Genomic DNA, 16,239 nt, shown 5'->3' with positions numbered 1-16,239 from the left:
GCTGGAACGAGCATTCAGGCCATGGGGATCAAGAAAACCGTGAGCGTGCTCGGCCTCGGGCTGATGGGCAGCGCGCTGGCGAAGGCCCTCGTCGAAGAGGGCTACGAAGTGACCGTGTGGAACAGGTCCGAGGGCAAGCCGACGCCAGCGAACACGAAGCGAGTCAAGACAACAGCAGAAGCGTTCAAGAGCGACGTCGTCGTCACCTGTCTGTCCACTTACGACGTTCAGCAACCGTTGCTCACCAACGAGATCAAGACACTGGTCAACCTGACGTCCGGTACGCCGGAGCAGGCTCGTGCCACCGCGCAGTGGGCGAAGACCAACGGGGTCGAGTACGTCGACGGCGTGATCATGGCCGTGCCGCAGCAGATCGGTACGGAAAGCGCACGGATCCTGTTCAGCGGCAACGAGAACCACTACGTGCTCGACGCGTTCGGTGAGCCGGTGCACGTCGGTGAGGACGCCGGGCTCGCCGCGTCCTACGACCTGGCCCTGCTCGGCATCATGTGGGCGACCTTCGGCGGCTATCTGCAGGCGGTCGCGTTGATGGGCACCTACGGCATCGCGCCGGCGCTGTTCACGCCGATGGCCGCGGGCTGGCTGAACGAGCTCGGCGCCATGTTGCCCGAGATGGGCGCGGTGACCCAGAGCCGGAACTACGAGACCGACGTGTCCGCGCTGGACATCAACGTGTCCGGACTGCGCCTGCTCACCGAGGCCAACAGCGAACAAGGCCTCGACACCACCATTCCGCAGGCCCTGCACGACCTGTTCGAACGCGCCCAGCGCAGCGGCCACGGCGCGCACAGCATCGCGAGCGTCATCGAGGAGATCCGGAAGTGAAGTACCTGGGCAAGAAGGCCGTCGTCACGGGCGGCACGCACGGCATGGGACGCGCGGTGGTGGACAAGCTGATCGACGGCGGCGCCGAGGTGCTGCTGACAGGGCGGAGCACGGAGAAGGCCGAGGGCATCAAGGCGCACGCCATCGCGTCGGACGCGGCGAACCTCGACGACGTCACCGCGCTCAAGAACGAGACCCAGGAACGGCTGGGCGACATCGACCTGCTCTTCATCAACGTCGGCTACGCGACGCTGTTCGAGATCCCGGACGTCACCGAGGACGACTACGACCGCACGTTCGACGTGAACACCAAGGGCGCGTTCTTCACCGCCCAGAGGCTCGCGCCGCTGATCAAGGAAGGCGGCTCGATCGTCTTCACCACGTCGGTCGCGCAGACGGGCGGCGCCGTGGGGATGAGCGCCTACTCCGGGGCGAAGGCGGCGGTGCGGTCGTTCGGCAGGTCGTTCGCCGCCGAGCTCGCGCCCAGGAACATCAGGGTCAACGTCGTCAGCCCCGGCTTCATCGACACCCCGTCGATGGGCGTCACGGGCCTGCCGGAGGAGACCCTCCAGCAGTTCAAGGAGGAAGGCGACCGGATCACGCCGCTCAAGCGGCACGGCACCGCCGACGAGGTCGCCGACGCCGTGCTCTTCCTCGCGTTCGACGCGACCTTCACCACCGGCGCCGACCTGTCCGTCGACGGTGGGCTCGGCCAGGGGATCAGCGCCTAGAAAAATCTTCGGGCAACCTGTCACACCTTCGTCCGCTGCCGGGTCGACCAGACAGAAGACGACGAAGGAGAACGAAGATGAGGATCGCCAACCCGATGATGTCCGTGCCAGGCGCGATGAAGGCGCTGCTGGATCTGTCGGAAGCAGCGGCGAAGACGGGCCTGGACAAGGACTACGTCGAGTTGATCTGCCTGCGGGTCAGCATCATGAACGGCTGCGGCATGTGCATCGACTACCACACCAAGCTGCTGCGCCAGGCGCACGTGGCGGACGAGAAGGTCTACGCCGTCGCGGGGTGGCGGGACGTGCCGTACTACAGCGACGCCGAGAAGGCCGGGTTCGCGCTCGCCGAGCAGATCACCCACGTGCACGTGAGCGACGACGTGTGGGACGAGGCCGCGAAGCACTACAGCGAGAAGGAGCTCGCGGGCCTCGTGATCGCCATCGGCGCGATCAACCTGTGGAACCGCATGAACGTCGCCACGCAGCAGAAGGTCGCCTGAGGAAAGTTGAAGCCGGCGCGCAAGAGCTTCCTCTCTCTTGCGTGCCGGCTTCAGCGCGGAGCATACCCCATGTCGAACAGATGTTCGATCACTGGGCGATCAACACGCCGATCAGATTGCGGCGAGTGCCGCCCGGCCGTCGTCGGTCAGTTCCGCACAGACGCGAAGGCCGAAGCTCGTTGGCTGCGAAGGGCGCAGCAGTCCCGCGTGCACGAGGTCATGCGTCGCCGTCTGGTCACAGCAGGGCAGTCCGTCGACGTACAGATCGGGCTCTACCCCGCCTGTGACCTCGGCGCGTCCCGCGGCGACAGCCCGCAGCATCGCTCTTGCTCTTCCGCTGAGTTCCATGTCGACCCCCAGGAGTGTTCGAATCCGCTAACCCCTTTGTCGATATAGAGGCCGGATTCGTTCCACAAGTACGGGCTCGTTTGGGTTCTTCGCTTGTGTGAACGGGTAGATCATGTCTCACTAGGCCGATCGGGTTGCGAAGACACGCCGGAAGAAGAGCGCAACGCGGGGCGGCGAGCCCAGACCGTCCAGCGCGGCCGGTAGCCGTTCGAGTACCAGAACGGCGTCGAGCGCGGGTTCGGCAGAGCGTGGTGGAGCAGCGTCGACGCCACACCGGCCTCGTCCAGGACGGAGTGCGCGTGTGCCGCGAGAGCACTGCCCGCTCCACTGCCCCGCACGTCCGGCCGGACGCCGAGATGCCCGAGGTACGCGAACGGGCGCGCCGTGGCGAACCGCTCCATCCACCCCGCGTCCTGCGGCATGTCGACGTAGATCATGCCGACGGGCGTGTCGTCCAGGACGGCGAGCCACATCGCCTCGTGGTCGCGATCGATCACCTCGGCCAGCGCGGTCCGCAGGTGTTCCGCGGTGTTCGGGCGTTCGGTGACCAGACCGAACGCCGTGTCGTACCGGACGGTGTGCATGTTCAGTTCGACGGCGACGTCCAGGTCAGCGGACGTCGCGGGGCGGATGTCCACGCCGGACGGCCGCGCGGCGGGGGAGCGGCCGGCGAGGCGTTCGGCGATCACCGTGAGCGGCGCGAAGCCGTGGTGGACCAACGGCAGCGCGTCGGCGGTCTCGTGGCTCGGCACGGTCACGATCGCCACGGTCTCCAGGTCGTCCAGGCCGGTGAGACGGGTCTCCCACTCGTCGAGCAACGCCGGCAGGTCGCAGCCGGGCTGCCAGAGCAGGCTGTGCGTGCGCCGGGCGCCCCAGGTGAGAAGGAGGGAGTCCGGATCTGTCTCGCGGTAAGAGAAAGTCTCGGTCACGCCCCATCTGAGCATGGCAGGGTCGGGCTGTGGAGATCTTCGTCGTGGATTCGTTCACCAACCGGCCCTTCGCGGGCAACCCTGCCGGAGTCGTGCTCCTCACCGAACCGCGCGACGACGCGTGGATGCAGCACGTCGCCGCCGAGATGAAGCACGCCGAGACGGCCTTCGTCACCCCGGACAACCACCTCCGCTGGTTCACGCCCGAGGTCGAGGTGGACCTCTGCGGGCACGCCACCCTCGCCACCGCGCACGTCCTGGGCGGAGAGCAGGCGTTCACCACGCGTAGTGGGGTGCTCACATGCGCAAATGACGATGGATGGATCCGGATGGACTTCCCCGCGGACCCTCCAGAGTTGACTGACCCGCCAATCGGTCTAGCGGAAGCGCTGCCACATGCGACGATCAAGTCCGTGTCGCGCGGGCGCTTCGACTACCTGATCGAGTTGGAGAGCGCCGCGGAAGTCCGTTCCTTGCGACCTGATGTCCAAGGACTGGGCCAAATCCCGTCACGCGGAGTAATCGTGACGGCCGTCGGCGACGGCGACGCGGACATCGTCAGCCGGTGTTTCTATCCGGCCTTCGGCATCCCGGAGGACCCCGTCACCGGATCGGCCCACTGCACCCTTGCGTCCTATTGGGTGCCTCGGCTCAAGCGGGCTGACCTGCTGGCGGAGCAGGCGTCGCCGCGCGGAGGGGTCGTCAGGACGACCCTCGCGCAAGATCGCGTACTGCTCTCGGGGCAGGCCGTGACGGTGCTCCGGGGACACCTCGCCGTGTAGCCACGTCTGGGTGAATCGATGTCACTAGACGTGCTCGACCTGCCATTTCGTCCCCCGAGCGGGGTACATTGGTGCCCCTGGAGGGGTCCTGATCGCCAAGTGCGGGACCCCTCAGTCACGCCTAGAGGTTCCCCCACCCAGGCCGACGAGGAGGCTGGATGTCCGACCGAGCGTCGGCCCCCGTGTCGGACTCGGCCGCCTGGTCGGCCAAGTCGACCAACCGCGCGTTCAGCGCGTTCGCCGTCACCCTCCTGGTGGCCGGCGTCGTATGCGCGGGCATGGTCGCAGTCTGGCTTCCGGAGAAGGAGACCACCTCCCTCTTCTGGATCGGCCCTCTCCTCGTCGTCGGCTTTCTGCTGGCGGAACAGCTCGCGATCAACGTCGACGTCCGCAGCGGCGTCGCCTGGACGATCTCCTTCACCGAGATCCCGCTGGTACTGGGCCTGCTGGTAGCCCCGTTCGAGATCGTGCTCGCCGCGCACGTGGTCGCCGGCGTGGGCACGTTGCTCGGCAGGCGGATCCTGGACAGGGCCGTCTACAACGCGGGCCTCATGTTCATGGAGATCTCCGTGGCGTTCGCCGCAGCGGAGGCCGTGAACCGGATGATCGGCGCCGGCGGTCCGTTCTGGGCGGGCGCGTTCGTCGGAACCATCACCGTGCCGCTCCTCGCGAGCGTGCTGGGCCTCTGCGCGTTGCGCCTCATGGGCAAGTCGATGCGCGTCGGCAACAGCGTCCGTCTCGTGTTGCAGACGCTGGTCGTGGCCCTGCTGAACACCTCGATCGGCCTCGTCGGCTACCAGATCGTCGCCACCACCGAGTGGGGCGGCGTCCTGATCATCCTGGTGCTCGCGGGCATCGTGGCCACCTACCTCGCCTACTCCGGGCTGCTGCGCGAACAGCGCGACCTGGAGGCGCTGAGCGAGGTCAGCCTCCGTGTCGCGAGGTCGGGACAGCACGGCACCGGTCCGCGCCAGCCTGACGACGACCTCACCACGGGCGTCGAAGAGGACGAGTGGCAGCTCATCGCGGAACGCATCCGCGAGCAGCTCAACGCCAACAGGGTCGTGCTGCGCCTGCGCACTGACCCGCAGGAAGCCATGATCACCCTCGTCGCCGGCGAACCGCTGCCCGAGGAGATGACCGCGACGGACCCGCGTGCCGTCCGCGAAGACCCCGTTCTTCAGCTGCCCGGCACGCACGTCCGTTACTACCGCGTGGCCGACGCGACCGAGGACGTCACCGAGGCCCTGCTGCGCCGTGACGCGCAGGAAGCGCTCGTCGTCCCGTTGCGCGGCGCGACCCAGCTCCTCGGCGCCGTCGAGGCGCACGACCGGCTGTCTCGCTGGCGTGGTTTCGGCAAGGCGGACATCCAGCTGCTCAGGACCCTGGCCTCGCACCTCGCGACGGCTGTCGACAACCGGCGTCTGCTGGCCCGACTGCGCCACGACGCCTACCACGACCCACTGACGGGTCTGCTGAACCGGCCCGGCTTCCGCGAGGCGTGCGCAGAGCCGTTGCGCGAGTCCCAGAGTGGCGTGGTGCTGCGCATCGACCTCGACATCCTGTCGACCGTCTCCGACGCGCTGGGCCAGGCCTGGGGAAACCGGATGGTCGTCGCCGCCGGACGCCGGCTGCGCGACGCTCTCGGAGCAGACGTACCGCTGGCTCGCCTGGAAGGTGGCGCGTTCGCCGCGTACCTCGACGACGAGCGTGCGGCCACCGCCCACGAGACCGCGGAACGGTTGCGTGCCGGGCTTTCCGTGCCGTATCCCGTCGACCGGCTGACCGTCGAGGCCTCCGCGGTCGTGGGCTACGCGTCCAAAGCGGACTCCGAGACCGAGGACCCGGACCCCGACGCGTTGCTGCAACGCGCTGATGTCGCCGTGCGCGCGACGTCCGAGGGCACGCCGGTGAAGGCCTACGCGCCTTCGATGGGCCACCTGTTCCTGCGCCGCTTCCAGCTCGTCACGCAGTTCCGCCAGGCCGTCGAGACCGGGCAGATCTCGGTGCACTACCAGCCGAAGGTCGCCCTGCCGTCCCGTCAGGTCGTGGGCGCGGAAGCGTTGGTGCGCTGGACACATCCGGAGTTCGGCCGCGTCGACCCGGACGAGTTCGTGCCCGCCGTCGAGGCCACCGGTCTCGTGGACGTGTTGACGGACTTCGTGATGGACCGTGCGCTCGAACGCGTGCGCCGCTGGCTCGACCGCGGGCTGCGGATGTCCATCGCGGTCAACCTCTCGGTTCGCACTTTGGGCGACGAGGACTTCCCGAACCGCGTCGAGGCCGCGCTGCAGCGCCACGACGTGCCGTCGGGGCTGTTGACCTTCGAGCTCACCGAGTCCGGCGTCATGGCCGATCCTGAGCGCGCTCTGCCGGTGCTGCGGCGCCTGCACGCGATCGGTGTCGTGCTGGCGGTCGACGACTTCGGCACGGGCTACTCGTCCCTGGCCTACCTGAGGCAGCTGCCGGTCGACGAGGTGAAGATCGACAAGTCGTTCGTGCTCGGGATGGGCACGGATCTTGGCGACATGGCCGTGGTGCGGTCGATCGTGGAGCTCGGGCACTCGCTCGGTCTCGTGGTCGTGGCGGAGGGCGTCGAGGACGACGCCGCGCGCGACCAGCTGGTCGGGATGGGCTGCGACGTGGCCCAGGGCTACCTGATCTCGCGGCCGCTGTCCGAAGATCGCTTCGAGGCCTGGCTGCGCGCCCGAACGGTGCAGGTCAGGGGTGCTCGCGATGAGACGGTGCTCACCTTGGTCCACTAAGGGGACCCCCGGATTTCGTTCTTGGTTGAGGCGTGTTGTAGAGTTGTCCTCGCTCGGCAAGAACGAAAGAGCAAGCCCCTTTAGCTCAGTCGGCAGAGCGTCTCCATGGTAAGGAGAAGGTCTACGGTTCGATTCCGTAAAGGGGCTCCACTACTGGCCGCAGTGCTGAGCGCTGCGGCTTGTAGTTGTGTAAAGCGGTGTAGCTCAGTTGGTAGAGCAAGCGGCTCATAATCGCTGTGTCGCCGGTTCAAGTCCGGCCACCGCTACGTGATTGGGTGGGTCGTGTCCGCGGAGAGCGCGGACCTTCCTCACTCCGCCATAATTTTGGGGGCCAAGCCCCCAAGCCCCCGGTACGTAGGTCAACCGGGAACCAGGGCCGCAACTTCGTGGCTCGCCCCCGCCGGGCGGTAAGCCCGCACCGGTCGCCTCTTCTGAGGTCGGGGTACGTGTGCTCTCAGGAAGGCAAGGACCGTGGCTGCAACCGACGTACGCCCGAAGATCACCCTCGCGTGCGAGGAGTGCAAGCACCGGAACTACATCACCAGGAAGAACCGGCGCAACGACCCGGACCGCCTGGAGATCAAGAAGTTCTGCCCGAACTGCAAGACGCACCGCGCGCACAAGGAAACCCGCTGAGCGCGTAGCCACTCTTCGACGAGGCCCGTCCCACACCGTGGGGCGGGCCTCGTCGCATATACGCTGCTTCGGTGCCTCTCGACCCCGTTTTCATCGGACGTAGTTATCCGCCGTCGCAGCCGTACGACGTGAGCCGCGAGAAGATCCGCGAGTTCGCCGAGGCGATCGGCGCGACCAGCCCGGCCTACCTCGACGCGGAAGCCGCGAAGGCGTTGGGGCACAAGGACGTCATCGCGCCGCCGACGTTCGCGATCGTTGTGTCGATGAAGACGAACGAGACCGTGATGTTCGACCCGGAGCTGAAGCTCGACTACAGCCGCGTCGTGCACGGCGACCAGAACTTCACGCACCACCGCCCGATCACCGCGGGCGACCGGCTCGTGTGCGTGGCGCACATCGACGCCATCACGTCCCGCATGGGCAACGACATGGTGACCGTGCGGACCGAGATCAGCACGGTCGACGGCGAGCCCGTCACCACCGCCAGGTCGATGCTCGTCGTGAGGGGAGAAGACGCGTGACCGTCGAAGTCGGAACCGAACTGCCGGCGCTGTCCGTGCGCCTCAAGCGCGGCGACCTGGTGCGCTACGCGGGCGCCTCGCTGGACTTCAACCCGATCCACTGGAACGAGAAGACCGCGAAGGACGTCGGCCTGCCGGACGTGATCGCGCACGGCATGCTGACCATGGCCGTGGCCTCGCGGATCGTCGAGGAGTGGATCGGCGACCCCGGTGCGATCGTCGAGTACGGCTGCCGGTTCGGCCGGCCCGTCGTGGTGCCCAACGACGACGAGGGTGCGCTGGTCGAGGTCACCGCGAAGGTCACCAAGGACTTCGAGGACGGAACTGTGAAGGTCAACATCACCGCGGCTTTCGAGGGCAAGTCGGTGTTGACAGGCGCTTTCGCCCGCGTGCGCGTCGGTTGATCTTGTGATCAAGAACACCACCGGGCGATCCGGTCCGGTGGTGTTTGCGGTGCTCAAGGGAGATTCGGGTCCTGCGGGCAGCTCAGTTGCACGACCCTGATTCGTCTTCTCCGCCACCGTGTGGGTAGGCTGTGCGACAGGCCGCTCGGCAAGTGCTTGAGCGGTCTGGTTGGAATGGACGGGACAGGCTCCCGTACACTTCCTGCTTGGCCAGGGGATCTCTCGTGGGATCTCAAAGGGGTGTAGCTCAACTGGCAGAGCAGCGGTCTCCAAAACCGCAGGTTGCAGGTTCAAGTCCTGTCGCCCCTGCTGTCGAAGCGCGTCATGGGTGGAGTGGAGGCACGGCATGAGCGAGGGCCGCGAGCAGGACCAGCCGGAGGAGCGCGAAGGCGCTGTCCGGCCGTCCACTGCTGCGGCGCGACGTGAACGTCGTGCCTCCTCCCGCCCGGCCGCCCGCAAGGACGGCAGCAGCGCTGAGTCGAAGAAGAGCGTCGCCAAGTCCGACGAGTCGGACGAGGACGCGAAGAAGGGTCGCCCGACCAAGACCCGTGAAGGACAGGAGAAGCGTCCCTCGCTGATCGGGCGGGGCTTCCGCTACATCCGCGAGGTCATCGGCGAACTCCGCAAGGTGATCTGGCCGACGCGCAAGCAGCTCGTCACCTACACCGGCGTCGTGCTGGTGTTCGTGGTCTTCATGGTTGCGCTGGTGTGGGCTCTCGACCTCGGCTTCGGCGCGGCTGTTTTCGAGTTGTTCGGCTAAGCCGCACAGCTGCCGCTGCAATCAGGAAGCGAGATCCACAGTGACCTCCGATAACGGCGTCGACGCCCAGGAGAAGACCGACCTCATCGACGACGAGGTGTCCGAGGACACCGCTGCCGACGAGACGGTCGAGTCGGAGGCTGTGGACTCCGAGGCCACTGACACCGCGGACGAGACCGACGAGTCCGACGAGGCTGTCGCCTCCGAGGACGGCGACGTTCTCGCGATCGACGAGACGCCGATCGACGAAGAGCCCGAGGACCCCGCCGAAGAGCTGCGCCAGGCCCTGCGCCGCGCGCCCGGCGACTGGTACGTCGTGCACTCGTACGCGGGCTACGAGAACAAGGTCAAGGCGAACCTCGAGACTCGTATCCACACGCTCGACATGGAGGACTACATCTTCCAGGTCGAGGTGCCGACCGAAGAGGTCACCGAGATCAAGAACGGCCAGCGCAAGCTGGTGCAGCGCAAGGTGCTGCCCGGCTACATCCTGGTCCGCATGGAGCTCACCGACGCGTCCTGGAGCGCCGTCCGCAACACGCCGGGCGTGACCGGGTTCGTCGGAGCCACCTCGAAGCCCTCGCCCCTCACGATCGACGAGGTGCTGAAGTTCCTGCTCCCGCAGCAGGAGCAGAAGCCGGCCGAGGGCAAGAAGACCGCCTCCACCACCGTGTCGAAGCCGACCATCGAGGTCGACTTCGAGGTCGGCGAGTCGGTCACCGTCATGGACGGCCCGTTCGCCACGCTGCCCGCCACCATCAGCGAGGTCAACGCGGACGGCCAGAAGCTGAAGGTCCTGGTGTCGATCTTCGGCCGGGAGACGCCGGTCGAGCTGTCGTTCAGCCAGGTCTCCAAGATCTGAGCGGTTTTCCTTCACCGGAAGACCGATCGGCCACGCTGCGGCTGGCAGAGCCGCGCGCGGACACTGCAATAACAGGAAGTACGGACAATGCCTCCCAAGAAGAAGAAGCTGTCAGCGATCATCAAGCTGCAGATCAAGGCTGGTGCCGCCAACCCGGCGCCTCCCGTTGGTCCCGCGCTGGGTCAGCACGGCGTCAACATCATGGAGTTCTGCAAGGCCTACAACGCCGCGACCGAGTCGCAGCGCGGTCAGGTCGTGCCGGTTGAGATCTCCGTGTACGAAGACCGCTCGTTCGACTTCAAGCTGAAGACCCCGCCGGCCGCGCGACTCATCCTCGCCGCCGCTGGTGTCGACAAGGGATCGGGCGAGCCCCACCGCGTCAAGGTCGCCAAGGTGACCATGGAGCAGGTGCGCAGCATCGCCCAGGTCAAGATGGTCGACCTGAACGCGAACGACATCGACCAGGCCGCGAAGATCATCGCCGGCACCGCCCGTTCCATGGGCATCACGGTCGAAGGCTGACCACACCCTCTTTTCTAGCAAGCGTGGGAGAGCCGAGCGCGGCTCATTCACCACGAACTGATCCACGAAGGACAGAGTTATGAAGCGCAGCAAGGCCTACAAGGCCGCAGCAGAGCTGGTGGACCGGGAGCGGCTGTACTCGCCGCTCGAGGCCGCCAAGCTCGCCAAGGAAACGTCCAAGGTGAAGCTGGACGCGACCGTCGAGGTTGCGATCTGCCTCGGCGTCGACCCTCGCAAGGCCGACCAGATGGTCCGCGGCACCGTGAATCTGCCGCACGGTACGGGCAAGACCGCCCGCGTGATCGTCTTCGCAACCGGTGACAAGGCCGCTGAGGCCGAGGCCGCCGGTGCGGACGCCGTTGGCTCCGAGGACCTGATCGAGCGCATCCAGGGTGGCTGGCTCGACTTCGACGCCGCGATCGCGACCCCCGACCAGATGGCGAAGGTCGGCCGCATCGCCCGCATCCTGGGCCCGCGTGGCCTGATGCCGAACCCGAAGACCGGCACCGTGACCCCCGAGGTCGCGAAGGCCGTCAACGAGATCAAGGGCGGAAAGATCAACTTCCGCGTTGACAAGCAGGCCAACCTGCACTTCGTCATCGGCAAGGTGTCGTTCGACTCCGAGAAGCTGGTCGAGAACTACGCGGCCGCGCTGGACGAGATCCTCCGTGCGAAGCCGTCCGCGGCCAAGGGCCGGTACGTCAAGAAGGTCGTCGTCTCGACGACGATGGGCCCCGGCATCCCGGTCGACCCGAACCGCACCCGCAACATGCTGGTGGACGAGGCCTGAGCCTCCCCGGTTCTAGCTTGAACTGAGAAAGGCCCCCGGTTCGCCGGGGGCCTTTCTGCTGTCTCAGCGCTGGAACGTCTGCCGGTAGTCGCTCGGGGACTTCCCCACCAGCTTCAGGAAGTGGTGGCGGAGGTTGTTGGCCGTGCCGATGCCGCTCAGGCCCGCGATCTTCTCCACGGACAGGCCGGTGGACTCCAGCAACGCCTGCGCCCGCGCGACGCGCTCGTTGAGCAGCCACTGCAACGGTGTCGTGCCGGTCGAGGCCTGGAGTTTGCGGTAGAAGGTCCGCGGGCTCATCGCGGCCCGGCGTGCCAGGTCGTCGATGGTCAGCGGTTCGTCGAGACGGGTGCGTGCCCAGTCGAGTGCCGATTCCAGGCTTTCGCTGTTGTCCGGCGCGACCGACAGGTCGATGACCTGGCTTCGGCTTCCTGGGCGGTGTCCCGGCACGATCATCCGGCGAGCCAGTTGGTCGGCGACGTGGGCGCCCAGGTCGCGGCGCACCAGGTGCAGGCAGAGGTCGAGCCCGGCGGTCATTCCCGCGCTGGTCAGAACGTCTCCCTCGTCGACGTAGAGCACCGAGTCGTCGACCTCGATCTTCGGATGGCGCTCGGCCAGCAGAGCGGTGTGCATCCAGTGCGCGGTCGCCCTGCGGCCGTCGAGCAGGCCGGCTGCGGCCAGCGCGTACGCCCCCACGCACTGGGAGACGATCCGGGCGCCGTTGTCGTGAGCCTTGCGCAGTGCGGAGACCAGTTCCGGTGGCACGGGTGCGTTGTCCTCGATCACCTCTTCCGGCACCCATGACACGAAGACGGTGTCCGCGTGCACGACGTCATCGAGGCTGTGGGTGGTGTGCAGGGTGAATCCGGGGCTGGTGCCTCGCGTGCTGGACCCGGTTCCGCACAACCACAACTCGTACCAGGGGTCGGCGAGGTCGGGTTGTGGTGTGCCGAAGACGGCGGCGGGGATGCCCAGCTCGTAGAGGTCGGGCACACCGAAGTCACTGGGCACGATCAGGGCGACGGAGCCGGCACTCATGGGATCCAGCCTATGGCAGGAATTTGGTGATAGGGGTCATTCCGGTCACTGGTTGAGTTGATCACGCGCGGCGAAGCTGGGCACATGACTTCTGAAGCGATCACCGTGCTGGGGCTGGGCAATCTTGGACGCGCGCTGGCGGAGACGTTCCAGCGGGCGGACCACCCCGTCACCGTCTGGAACCGTTCTGCAGCGAAGGCCGAGGGACTTGCGGCGACCGTCGCGAGCACTGCGGCGGGCGCGGTGGCGGCGAGTGAGCTCGTGGTTGTCGCCGTGCTCGATCATCAAGCGGCACAACAGGTTCTGAGTGGTGTGGACGTGTGTGGGCGGGCGTTGGTGAACCTCACCTCCGGCACTCCCGATGACGCTCGTGAGTTGGCTCGGTGGGCAGCGGCGAACGGAGCCGAGTACCTGCACGGCGCCGTGTACGCGGTGCCCCAGACGATCGGCACCGACGCGTCGGCCATCATCTACAGCGGTTCGTCGGCGGTGCACGAGCGTTGGCAGAAGCAGTTGGCACTGCTGGGAAAGGTCACGTTCCTGGGCGTCGACGCCGGCCGCGCCTCCGGGTACGACGTGGCGATCCTCTCCGGGATGTACGGGTTGCTCGGCGGCTTCCTGCACGCGGCGGCGCTGGCACGGGCCAACGGGATCAAAGCCGGTGAGCTCACGCCAAAGTTGTTGTCCTGGCTCACGGATCTCCAGCCCGCGCTGACCACGTTCGCCGAGGAGATCGACGGCGAGAGCTATTCCGGCGGCGAGTCGAGCCTGGCCATGAACCAGTCGGGACTCGCCACGCTCATCCGGGCCGCAGGAGCGCAGGGTGTTCCGTTCGCCGCGCTCGACTCGCTCAAGGCGCTCGTCGACCAGCAGGTCGACGCCGGGCGCGGGGAGGAGAGCCTCGCCCGCGCCGTCGAGTCGCTGGGCGTTGCGTCACAACGGTTTGCGGGCTGACAGCAGGAAGATCGTCACCGAGGCCTGGAAACCGCCTTCGCGCAGTTCGGCCAGCCAGCGCTCACCGTCCGCACGGTCGATGGCGCCCGCACGGATCGCCCGTTCCGTGTTGCGGGTGAGGGCGAGGATGTAGTCCGCCCTGGCGAAGTCGCGCAGCACCGTCGTCGCCGCGCGGACGTCCTCGACCTCGAAACCCGCTTCTCGCGCGAGACGGCCGAGCCGGCGGCCGATGGTCGCGTTGCGGACCATGGTCGAGCAGACGAACCGGTTGAACGCCCTGTTCACCTCCAGGTCGCCGTCGACGATCAGGGCGTCCCAGTCGGGTTCGGCGATGCGCAGCAGGCCGCCCGGCTTCAGGGCCCGGTGGAGCTCGGCGAGGACGCCGGACGGGTTCTCGACGTGCTGCAACGCGCGGTCCATGCGGGCCCGGTCGGCGGTGCCGTCGTCCACGGGGAGCGCGTGGGCGTCGCCCTGGCGGATCTCCACCTGCGGGTAGTAGTTGAGGAGGCTTCTCGCGGCCGCCGCCATCGCCGGGTCCACGTCGACGCCGATGACACGGCCGGACGCCGTGACCGCGTCGGCCATCACCGGCAGGTCCATGCCGGGGCCGCAGCCGACGTCGAGCACCGTGTCGCCGTGCCTCAGGTCGAGCGAGGTGAGGAGCTGGTGCTTGTAGTCACGGCCCAGTTCGGCGGCGTGCGCCATGTACTCGGCCTTGTCGGGGCTGGGCACCCCCAGTGCGTTTGCCATGCACCCCAATCAACCACAGGTGCTGGGGTTCCAGTCGGTGATGACCCAGCCCGCGTTGATCTTCTCCACGACGAACGTGCCGAGGCGCGGGCCGCCCTCGACGGTCAGGGCGCAGGAGTCGATGGTGACCTTGGTGGTGGTCGGGGTCTTGAGCATGTCCGGCGGGAACATCACCTGCTGGTACTTGTCGACACTGGTGACCTTGGTCTTCAGGTCCTTGACCGCGGCGGCGCAATCGCTTGAGCCGTAAGCGTTCGCGAACTTCTGCCGGGTGTCGTCGCGCAGGAAGAGCGTGCAGGCGCGGGTCGTGTCGGCGAACGACACGTGCTTGTAGAACATGCCGACGGTGCCTTGGAGGCCGGCCGGCGCGGACAGGCCCTGCGCCGCGCCCGTCACGCCGCCGCTGTTGCTGGCGATGTCGCCGGGGTCGTCCGTGACGAAGAAGTGGTTGTAGACCCACATGACCGTCACGAGGGCGGCGACCGCGGTGAACACACGCCAGAAGAGGGTGCTGCCCAGCACGATCAGCACCCACCGCAGCCGGTGGTGTGATCGCTTGGGTGGTTGAGGAGCCTGGCCCGTCGCCTCCTGGTAGCGCTGGAACTCCTGGAAGCGTTGGAACTCCTGGAACTGCCGCAGTTGCTCCGGATCCACTGGTGGGGTGGGCGGCTGCGGCTGGCGGGGCGCGAGGTCCTTGCCGGGCTCGTCGGTCACAGGTCACATCATGCCGATTTGGAACGGCGGTACACAGTCGAGTACTGTTTTCCCTGGTTCTACCGAAGACCGCAGGTGTTCTCCTCCGGGAGAGCGAAGGCCCCGTTGCAACACGGGCGGCCCGCGCAGGGAGGACGAGGCCCAGCTCTTTGTGACGCCCCGTGCTGCTTGTGCGCGAGGGCGTTTTTGTTGTTTCGGAGCCTTCTCATCGGCGGTCTAACCCCAGCCCAGAGAGGAGGCGATCATGGCGAAGCCCACGAAGGTTACGGCGGTCGCTGAGCTCGCGGATTCGTTCCGCACCAGCTCGGCAGCGGTTGTCACTGAGTACCGTGGCCTCTCCATGGCGCAGCTCACCACGCTGCGTCGCGCTCTCGGCGCGGGCACCAAGTACACCGTCGCGAAGAACACGCTCGTCAAGCTCGCTGCTGCGGACGCCGGTGTGGAGGGCCTCGAGGCTCTTCTGTCCGGTCCGACCGCCATCGCGTTCGTCGAGGGCGAGCCCGTCGACGCCGCCAAGGCGATCCGCGACTTCGCGAAGGACAACAAGGCCCTGATCATCAAGGGCGGCTACATGGATGGCCGCCCGCTCTCGGTCGACGAGGTCACCGCTATCGCGGACCTCGAAACCCGTGAGGTGCTGCTCGCGAAGCTCGCGGGCGCGATGAAGGGCAACCTGGCCAAGGCCGCGGGTCTGTTCAACGCCCCGGCTTCCCAGGTCGCTCGCCTGGCTGCTGCCCTGCAGGAGAAGAAGGCCGCCGCGGCTCCCGCCGCCGAAGCCGACGCTCCCGCCGAAAGCTGATCACCCAAAGACACGCCCGACGCTTTCGCGCGGGAGATTAGAAAGGACCGCCGATCATGGCGAAGCTCAGCACCGAAGAGCTGCTCGACGCGTTCAAGGAGATGACCCTCCTCGAGCTGTCCGAGTTCGTGAAGCAGTTCGAGACGACCTTCGAGGTCACCGCCGCGGCGCCCGTCGCCGTTGCCGCTGTCGGTGGCCCGGCCGCCGCTGCCGAAGAGGCCGAGGAGCAGACGGACTTCAACGTCGTCCTCGAGTCCGCCGGCGACAAGAAGATCCAGGTCATCAAGGTCGTCCGCGAGGTCGTCTCGGGCCTGGGCCTGAAGGAGGCCAAGGAGCTCGTCGAGTCCGCTCCGAAGGCGATCCTCGAGGGCGTGGCCAAGGACGTCGCCGACGCCGCCAAGGAGAAGCTCGAGGCTGCCGGCGCCAAGATCACCGTCAAGTGATCCCTGCCCCCTCGGGGGCTGGCGTTTTGCCTTGTAGTGCTTGAACGGGCGTGCACCTTTTCAACGGGGGTGCACGCCCGTTTTTTGTGTTTCCGCGACCTTGCGGGTGGTCGCCTTGGGGGCGGCGACCTTGCGGTTGCGTGCT

General features: G+C 67.2%; 19 protein-coding genes and 3 tRNA genes. 18 read left to right on the top strand and 4 right to left on the bottom strand.

Annotation, left to right across the window (positions count from 1 at the left end; genetic code table 11):
- Window positions 1-21 precede the first annotated feature (21 nt).
- The 3 genes from BM417_RS45550 (at window position 22) to BM417_RS45540 (ending at window position 2,080) form a co-directional block, all read left to right on the top strand.
- A complete protein-coding gene (locus BM417_RS45550) occupies window positions 22-846 on the top strand; it encodes an NAD(P)-dependent oxidoreductase (protein ID WP_245822861.1) in 825 nt (274 codons plus the stop codon).
- Complete coding sequence (locus BM417_RS45545) at window positions 843-1,577, top strand: SDR family NAD(P)-dependent oxidoreductase (protein WP_093606355.1); 735 nt, start codon at window positions 843-845, stop codon at window positions 1,575-1,577. The genes BM417_RS45550 and BM417_RS45545 overlap by 4 nt, the downstream gene beginning before the upstream one ends.
- Window positions 1,578-1,654: 77 nt before the next feature.
- Entirely contained in the window at window positions 1,655-2,080 is a 426-nt protein-coding gene (locus tag BM417_RS45540) for a carboxymuconolactone decarboxylase family protein (protein WP_093606354.1), read from the top strand.
- Window positions 2,081-2,538: 458 nt separating this feature from the next.
- Here the strand turns inward: BM417_RS45540 and BM417_RS45530 are convergent, their stop codons facing one another.
- Window positions 2,539-3,357: a GNAT family N-acetyltransferase gene (locus BM417_RS45530; RefSeq protein WP_177320987.1), complete on the bottom strand. Its 819-nt coding sequence runs from the start codon at window positions 3,355-3,357 to the stop codon at window positions 2,539-2,541.
- A 29-nt stretch (window positions 3,358-3,386) separates the two neighbouring features.
- On the opposite strand from BM417_RS45530, the gene BM417_RS45525 reads away from it, so the two are divergent.
- The 12 genes from BM417_RS45525 (at window position 3,387) to rplA (ending at window position 11,399) form a co-directional block, all read left to right on the top strand.
- Complete coding sequence (locus tag BM417_RS45525; protein ID WP_093606351.1) at window positions 3,387-4,139, top strand: PhzF family phenazine biosynthesis protein; 753 nt, start codon at window positions 3,387-3,389, stop codon at window positions 4,137-4,139.
- Window positions 4,140-4,297: 158 nt separating this feature from the next.
- Window positions 4,298-6,904 (top strand): putative bifunctional diguanylate cyclase/phosphodiesterase, encoded by a 2,607-nt coding sequence (locus BM417_RS45520; protein WP_093606350.1) that lies wholly within the window; start codon window positions 4,298-4,300, stop codon window positions 6,902-6,904.
- Window positions 6,905-6,978: 74 nt separating this feature from the next.
- Window positions 6,979-7,054, top strand: a tRNA-Thr gene (locus BM417_RS45515).
- Window positions 7,055-7,097: 43 nt separating this feature from the next.
- Window positions 7,098-7,170 (top strand) — tRNA-Met (locus BM417_RS45510).
- A 205-nt stretch (window positions 7,171-7,375) separates the two neighbouring features.
- The gene (gene rpmG / locus BM417_RS45505; protein ID WP_015105301.1) at window positions 7,376-7,540 is read left to right on the top strand and encodes a 50S ribosomal protein L33; all 165 of its coding nucleotides are present in this window, start codon (window positions 7,376-7,378) and stop codon (window positions 7,538-7,540) included.
- A 71-nt stretch (window positions 7,541-7,611) separates the two neighbouring features.
- The gene (locus BM417_RS45500) at window positions 7,612-8,061 is read left to right on the top strand and encodes a MaoC family dehydratase N-terminal domain-containing protein (protein ID WP_093606349.1); all 450 of its coding nucleotides are present in this window, start codon (window positions 7,612-7,614) and stop codon (window positions 8,059-8,061) included.
- A complete protein-coding gene (locus BM417_RS45495; RefSeq protein WP_093606348.1) occupies window positions 8,058-8,465 on the top strand; it encodes a MaoC/PaaZ C-terminal domain-containing protein in 408 nt (135 codons plus the stop codon). The genes BM417_RS45500 and BM417_RS45495 overlap by 4 nt, the downstream gene beginning before the upstream one ends.
- Before the next feature lie 236 nt (window positions 8,466-8,701).
- Window positions 8,702-8,774, top strand: a tRNA-Trp gene (locus BM417_RS45490).
- A 37-nt stretch (window positions 8,775-8,811) separates the two neighbouring features.
- The gene (gene secE, locus BM417_RS45485) at window positions 8,812-9,225 is read left to right on the top strand and encodes a preprotein translocase subunit SecE (protein ID WP_093606347.1); all 414 of its coding nucleotides are present in this window, start codon (window positions 8,812-8,814) and stop codon (window positions 9,223-9,225) included.
- A 40-nt stretch (window positions 9,226-9,265) separates the two neighbouring features.
- Window positions 9,266-10,087, top strand: a complete 822-nt coding sequence (gene nusG, locus BM417_RS45480) for a transcription termination/antitermination protein NusG (protein WP_093606346.1) — start codon at window positions 9,266-9,268, stop codon at window positions 10,085-10,087.
- Window positions 10,088-10,174: 87 nt separating this feature from the next.
- A complete protein-coding gene (gene rplK, locus BM417_RS45475) occupies window positions 10,175-10,609 on the top strand; it encodes a 50S ribosomal protein L11 (RefSeq protein ID WP_030478269.1) in 435 nt (144 codons plus the stop codon).
- 79 nt (window positions 10,610-10,688) lie between these two features.
- Window positions 10,689-11,399 (top strand): 50S ribosomal protein L1, encoded by a 711-nt coding sequence (gene rplA / locus BM417_RS45470; RefSeq protein ID WP_093606345.1) that lies wholly within the window; start codon window positions 10,689-10,691, stop codon window positions 11,397-11,399.
- Between the two features lie 63 nt (window positions 11,400-11,462).
- Here the strand turns inward: rplA and BM417_RS45465 are convergent, their stop codons facing one another.
- On the bottom strand, window positions 11,463-12,434 hold the full coding sequence (locus tag BM417_RS45465; protein WP_093606344.1) for a GlxA family transcriptional regulator: 972 nt from the start codon (window positions 12,432-12,434) through the stop codon (window positions 11,463-11,465).
- 84 nt (window positions 12,435-12,518) lie between these two features.
- Here BM417_RS45465 and BM417_RS45460 point away from each other — a divergent pair, with 84 nt between their 5' ends.
- Window positions 12,519-13,388 carry an NAD(P)-dependent oxidoreductase gene (locus BM417_RS45460; RefSeq protein WP_093606343.1) on the top strand — a complete coding sequence of 290 codons (870 nt, stop codon included), beginning with the start codon at window positions 12,519-12,521 and terminating at the stop codon, window positions 13,386-13,388.
- On the opposite strand, the gene BM417_RS45455 is transcribed toward BM417_RS45460, so the two are convergent.
- Both BM417_RS45455 and BM417_RS45450 read right to left on the bottom strand, forming a co-directional pair.
- A complete protein-coding gene (locus BM417_RS45455) occupies window positions 13,368-14,138 on the bottom strand; it encodes a methyltransferase domain-containing protein (protein WP_093606342.1) in 771 nt (256 codons plus the stop codon). The genes BM417_RS45460 and BM417_RS45455 overlap by 21 nt on opposite strands.
- Before the next feature lie 9 nt (window positions 14,139-14,147).
- A complete protein-coding gene (locus BM417_RS45450) occupies window positions 14,148-14,852 on the bottom strand; it encodes a hypothetical protein (RefSeq protein ID WP_093606341.1) in 705 nt (234 codons plus the stop codon).
- Window positions 14,853-15,096: 244 nt separating this feature from the next.
- Between BM417_RS45450 and rplJ the strand changes: the two genes are divergently transcribed.
- The gene (gene rplJ / locus BM417_RS45445) at window positions 15,097-15,651 is read left to right on the top strand and encodes a 50S ribosomal protein L10 (protein ID WP_093606340.1); all 555 of its coding nucleotides are present in this window, start codon (window positions 15,097-15,099) and stop codon (window positions 15,649-15,651) included.
- Between the two features lie 56 nt (window positions 15,652-15,707).
- The gene (gene rplL / locus BM417_RS45440; RefSeq protein WP_093606339.1) at window positions 15,708-16,094 is read left to right on the top strand and encodes a 50S ribosomal protein L7/L12; all 387 of its coding nucleotides are present in this window, start codon (window positions 15,708-15,710) and stop codon (window positions 16,092-16,094) included.
- Window positions 16,095-16,239 lie beyond the last annotated feature (145 nt).

The sequence above is a fragment of the Lentzea waywayandensis genome (assembly GCF_900115955.1).
In the GTDB taxonomy this organism is placed as follows: domain Bacteria; phylum Actinomycetota; class Actinomycetes; order Mycobacteriales; family Pseudonocardiaceae; genus Lentzea; species Lentzea waywayandensis.
This window is presented reverse-complemented; position numbering and strand designations above follow the sequence as displayed.

Coding starts and splice junctions, on each gene's coding strand:
- BM417_RS45550 (WP_245822861.1), top strand. CDS start 22: ATGGGGATCAAGAAAACCGTGAGCGTGCTCGGCCTCGGGCTGATGGGC.
- BM417_RS45540 (WP_093606354.1), top strand. CDS start 1,655: ATGAGGATCGCCAACCCGATGATGTCCGTGCCAGGCGCGATGAAGGCG.
- BM417_RS45520 (WP_093606350.1), top strand. CDS start 4,298: ATGTCCGACCGAGCGTCGGCCCCCGTGTCGGACTCGGCCGCCTGGTCG.
- secE (WP_093606347.1), top strand. CDS start 8,812: ATGAGCGAGGGCCGCGAGCAGGACCAGCCGGAGGAGCGCGAAGGCGCT.
- rplK (WP_030478269.1), top strand. CDS start 10,175: ATGCCTCCCAAGAAGAAGAAGCTGTCAGCGATCATCAAGCTGCAGATC.
- rplA (WP_093606345.1), top strand. CDS start 10,689: ATGAAGCGCAGCAAGGCCTACAAGGCCGCAGCAGAGCTGGTGGACCGG.
- BM417_RS45465 (WP_093606344.1), bottom strand. CDS start 12,434: ATGAGTGCCGGCTCCGTCGCCCTGATCGTGCCCAGTGACTTCGGTGTG.
- BM417_RS45460 (WP_093606343.1), top strand. CDS start 12,519: ATGACTTCTGAAGCGATCACCGTGCTGGGGCTGGGCAATCTTGGACGC.
- BM417_RS45455 (WP_093606342.1), bottom strand. CDS start 14,138: ATGGCAAACGCACTGGGGGTGCCCAGCCCCGACAAGGCCGAGTACATG.
- rplJ (WP_093606340.1), top strand. CDS start 15,097: ATGGCGAAGCCCACGAAGGTTACGGCGGTCGCTGAGCTCGCGGATTCG.
- rplL (WP_093606339.1), top strand. CDS start 15,708: ATGGCGAAGCTCAGCACCGAAGAGCTGCTCGACGCGTTCAAGGAGATG.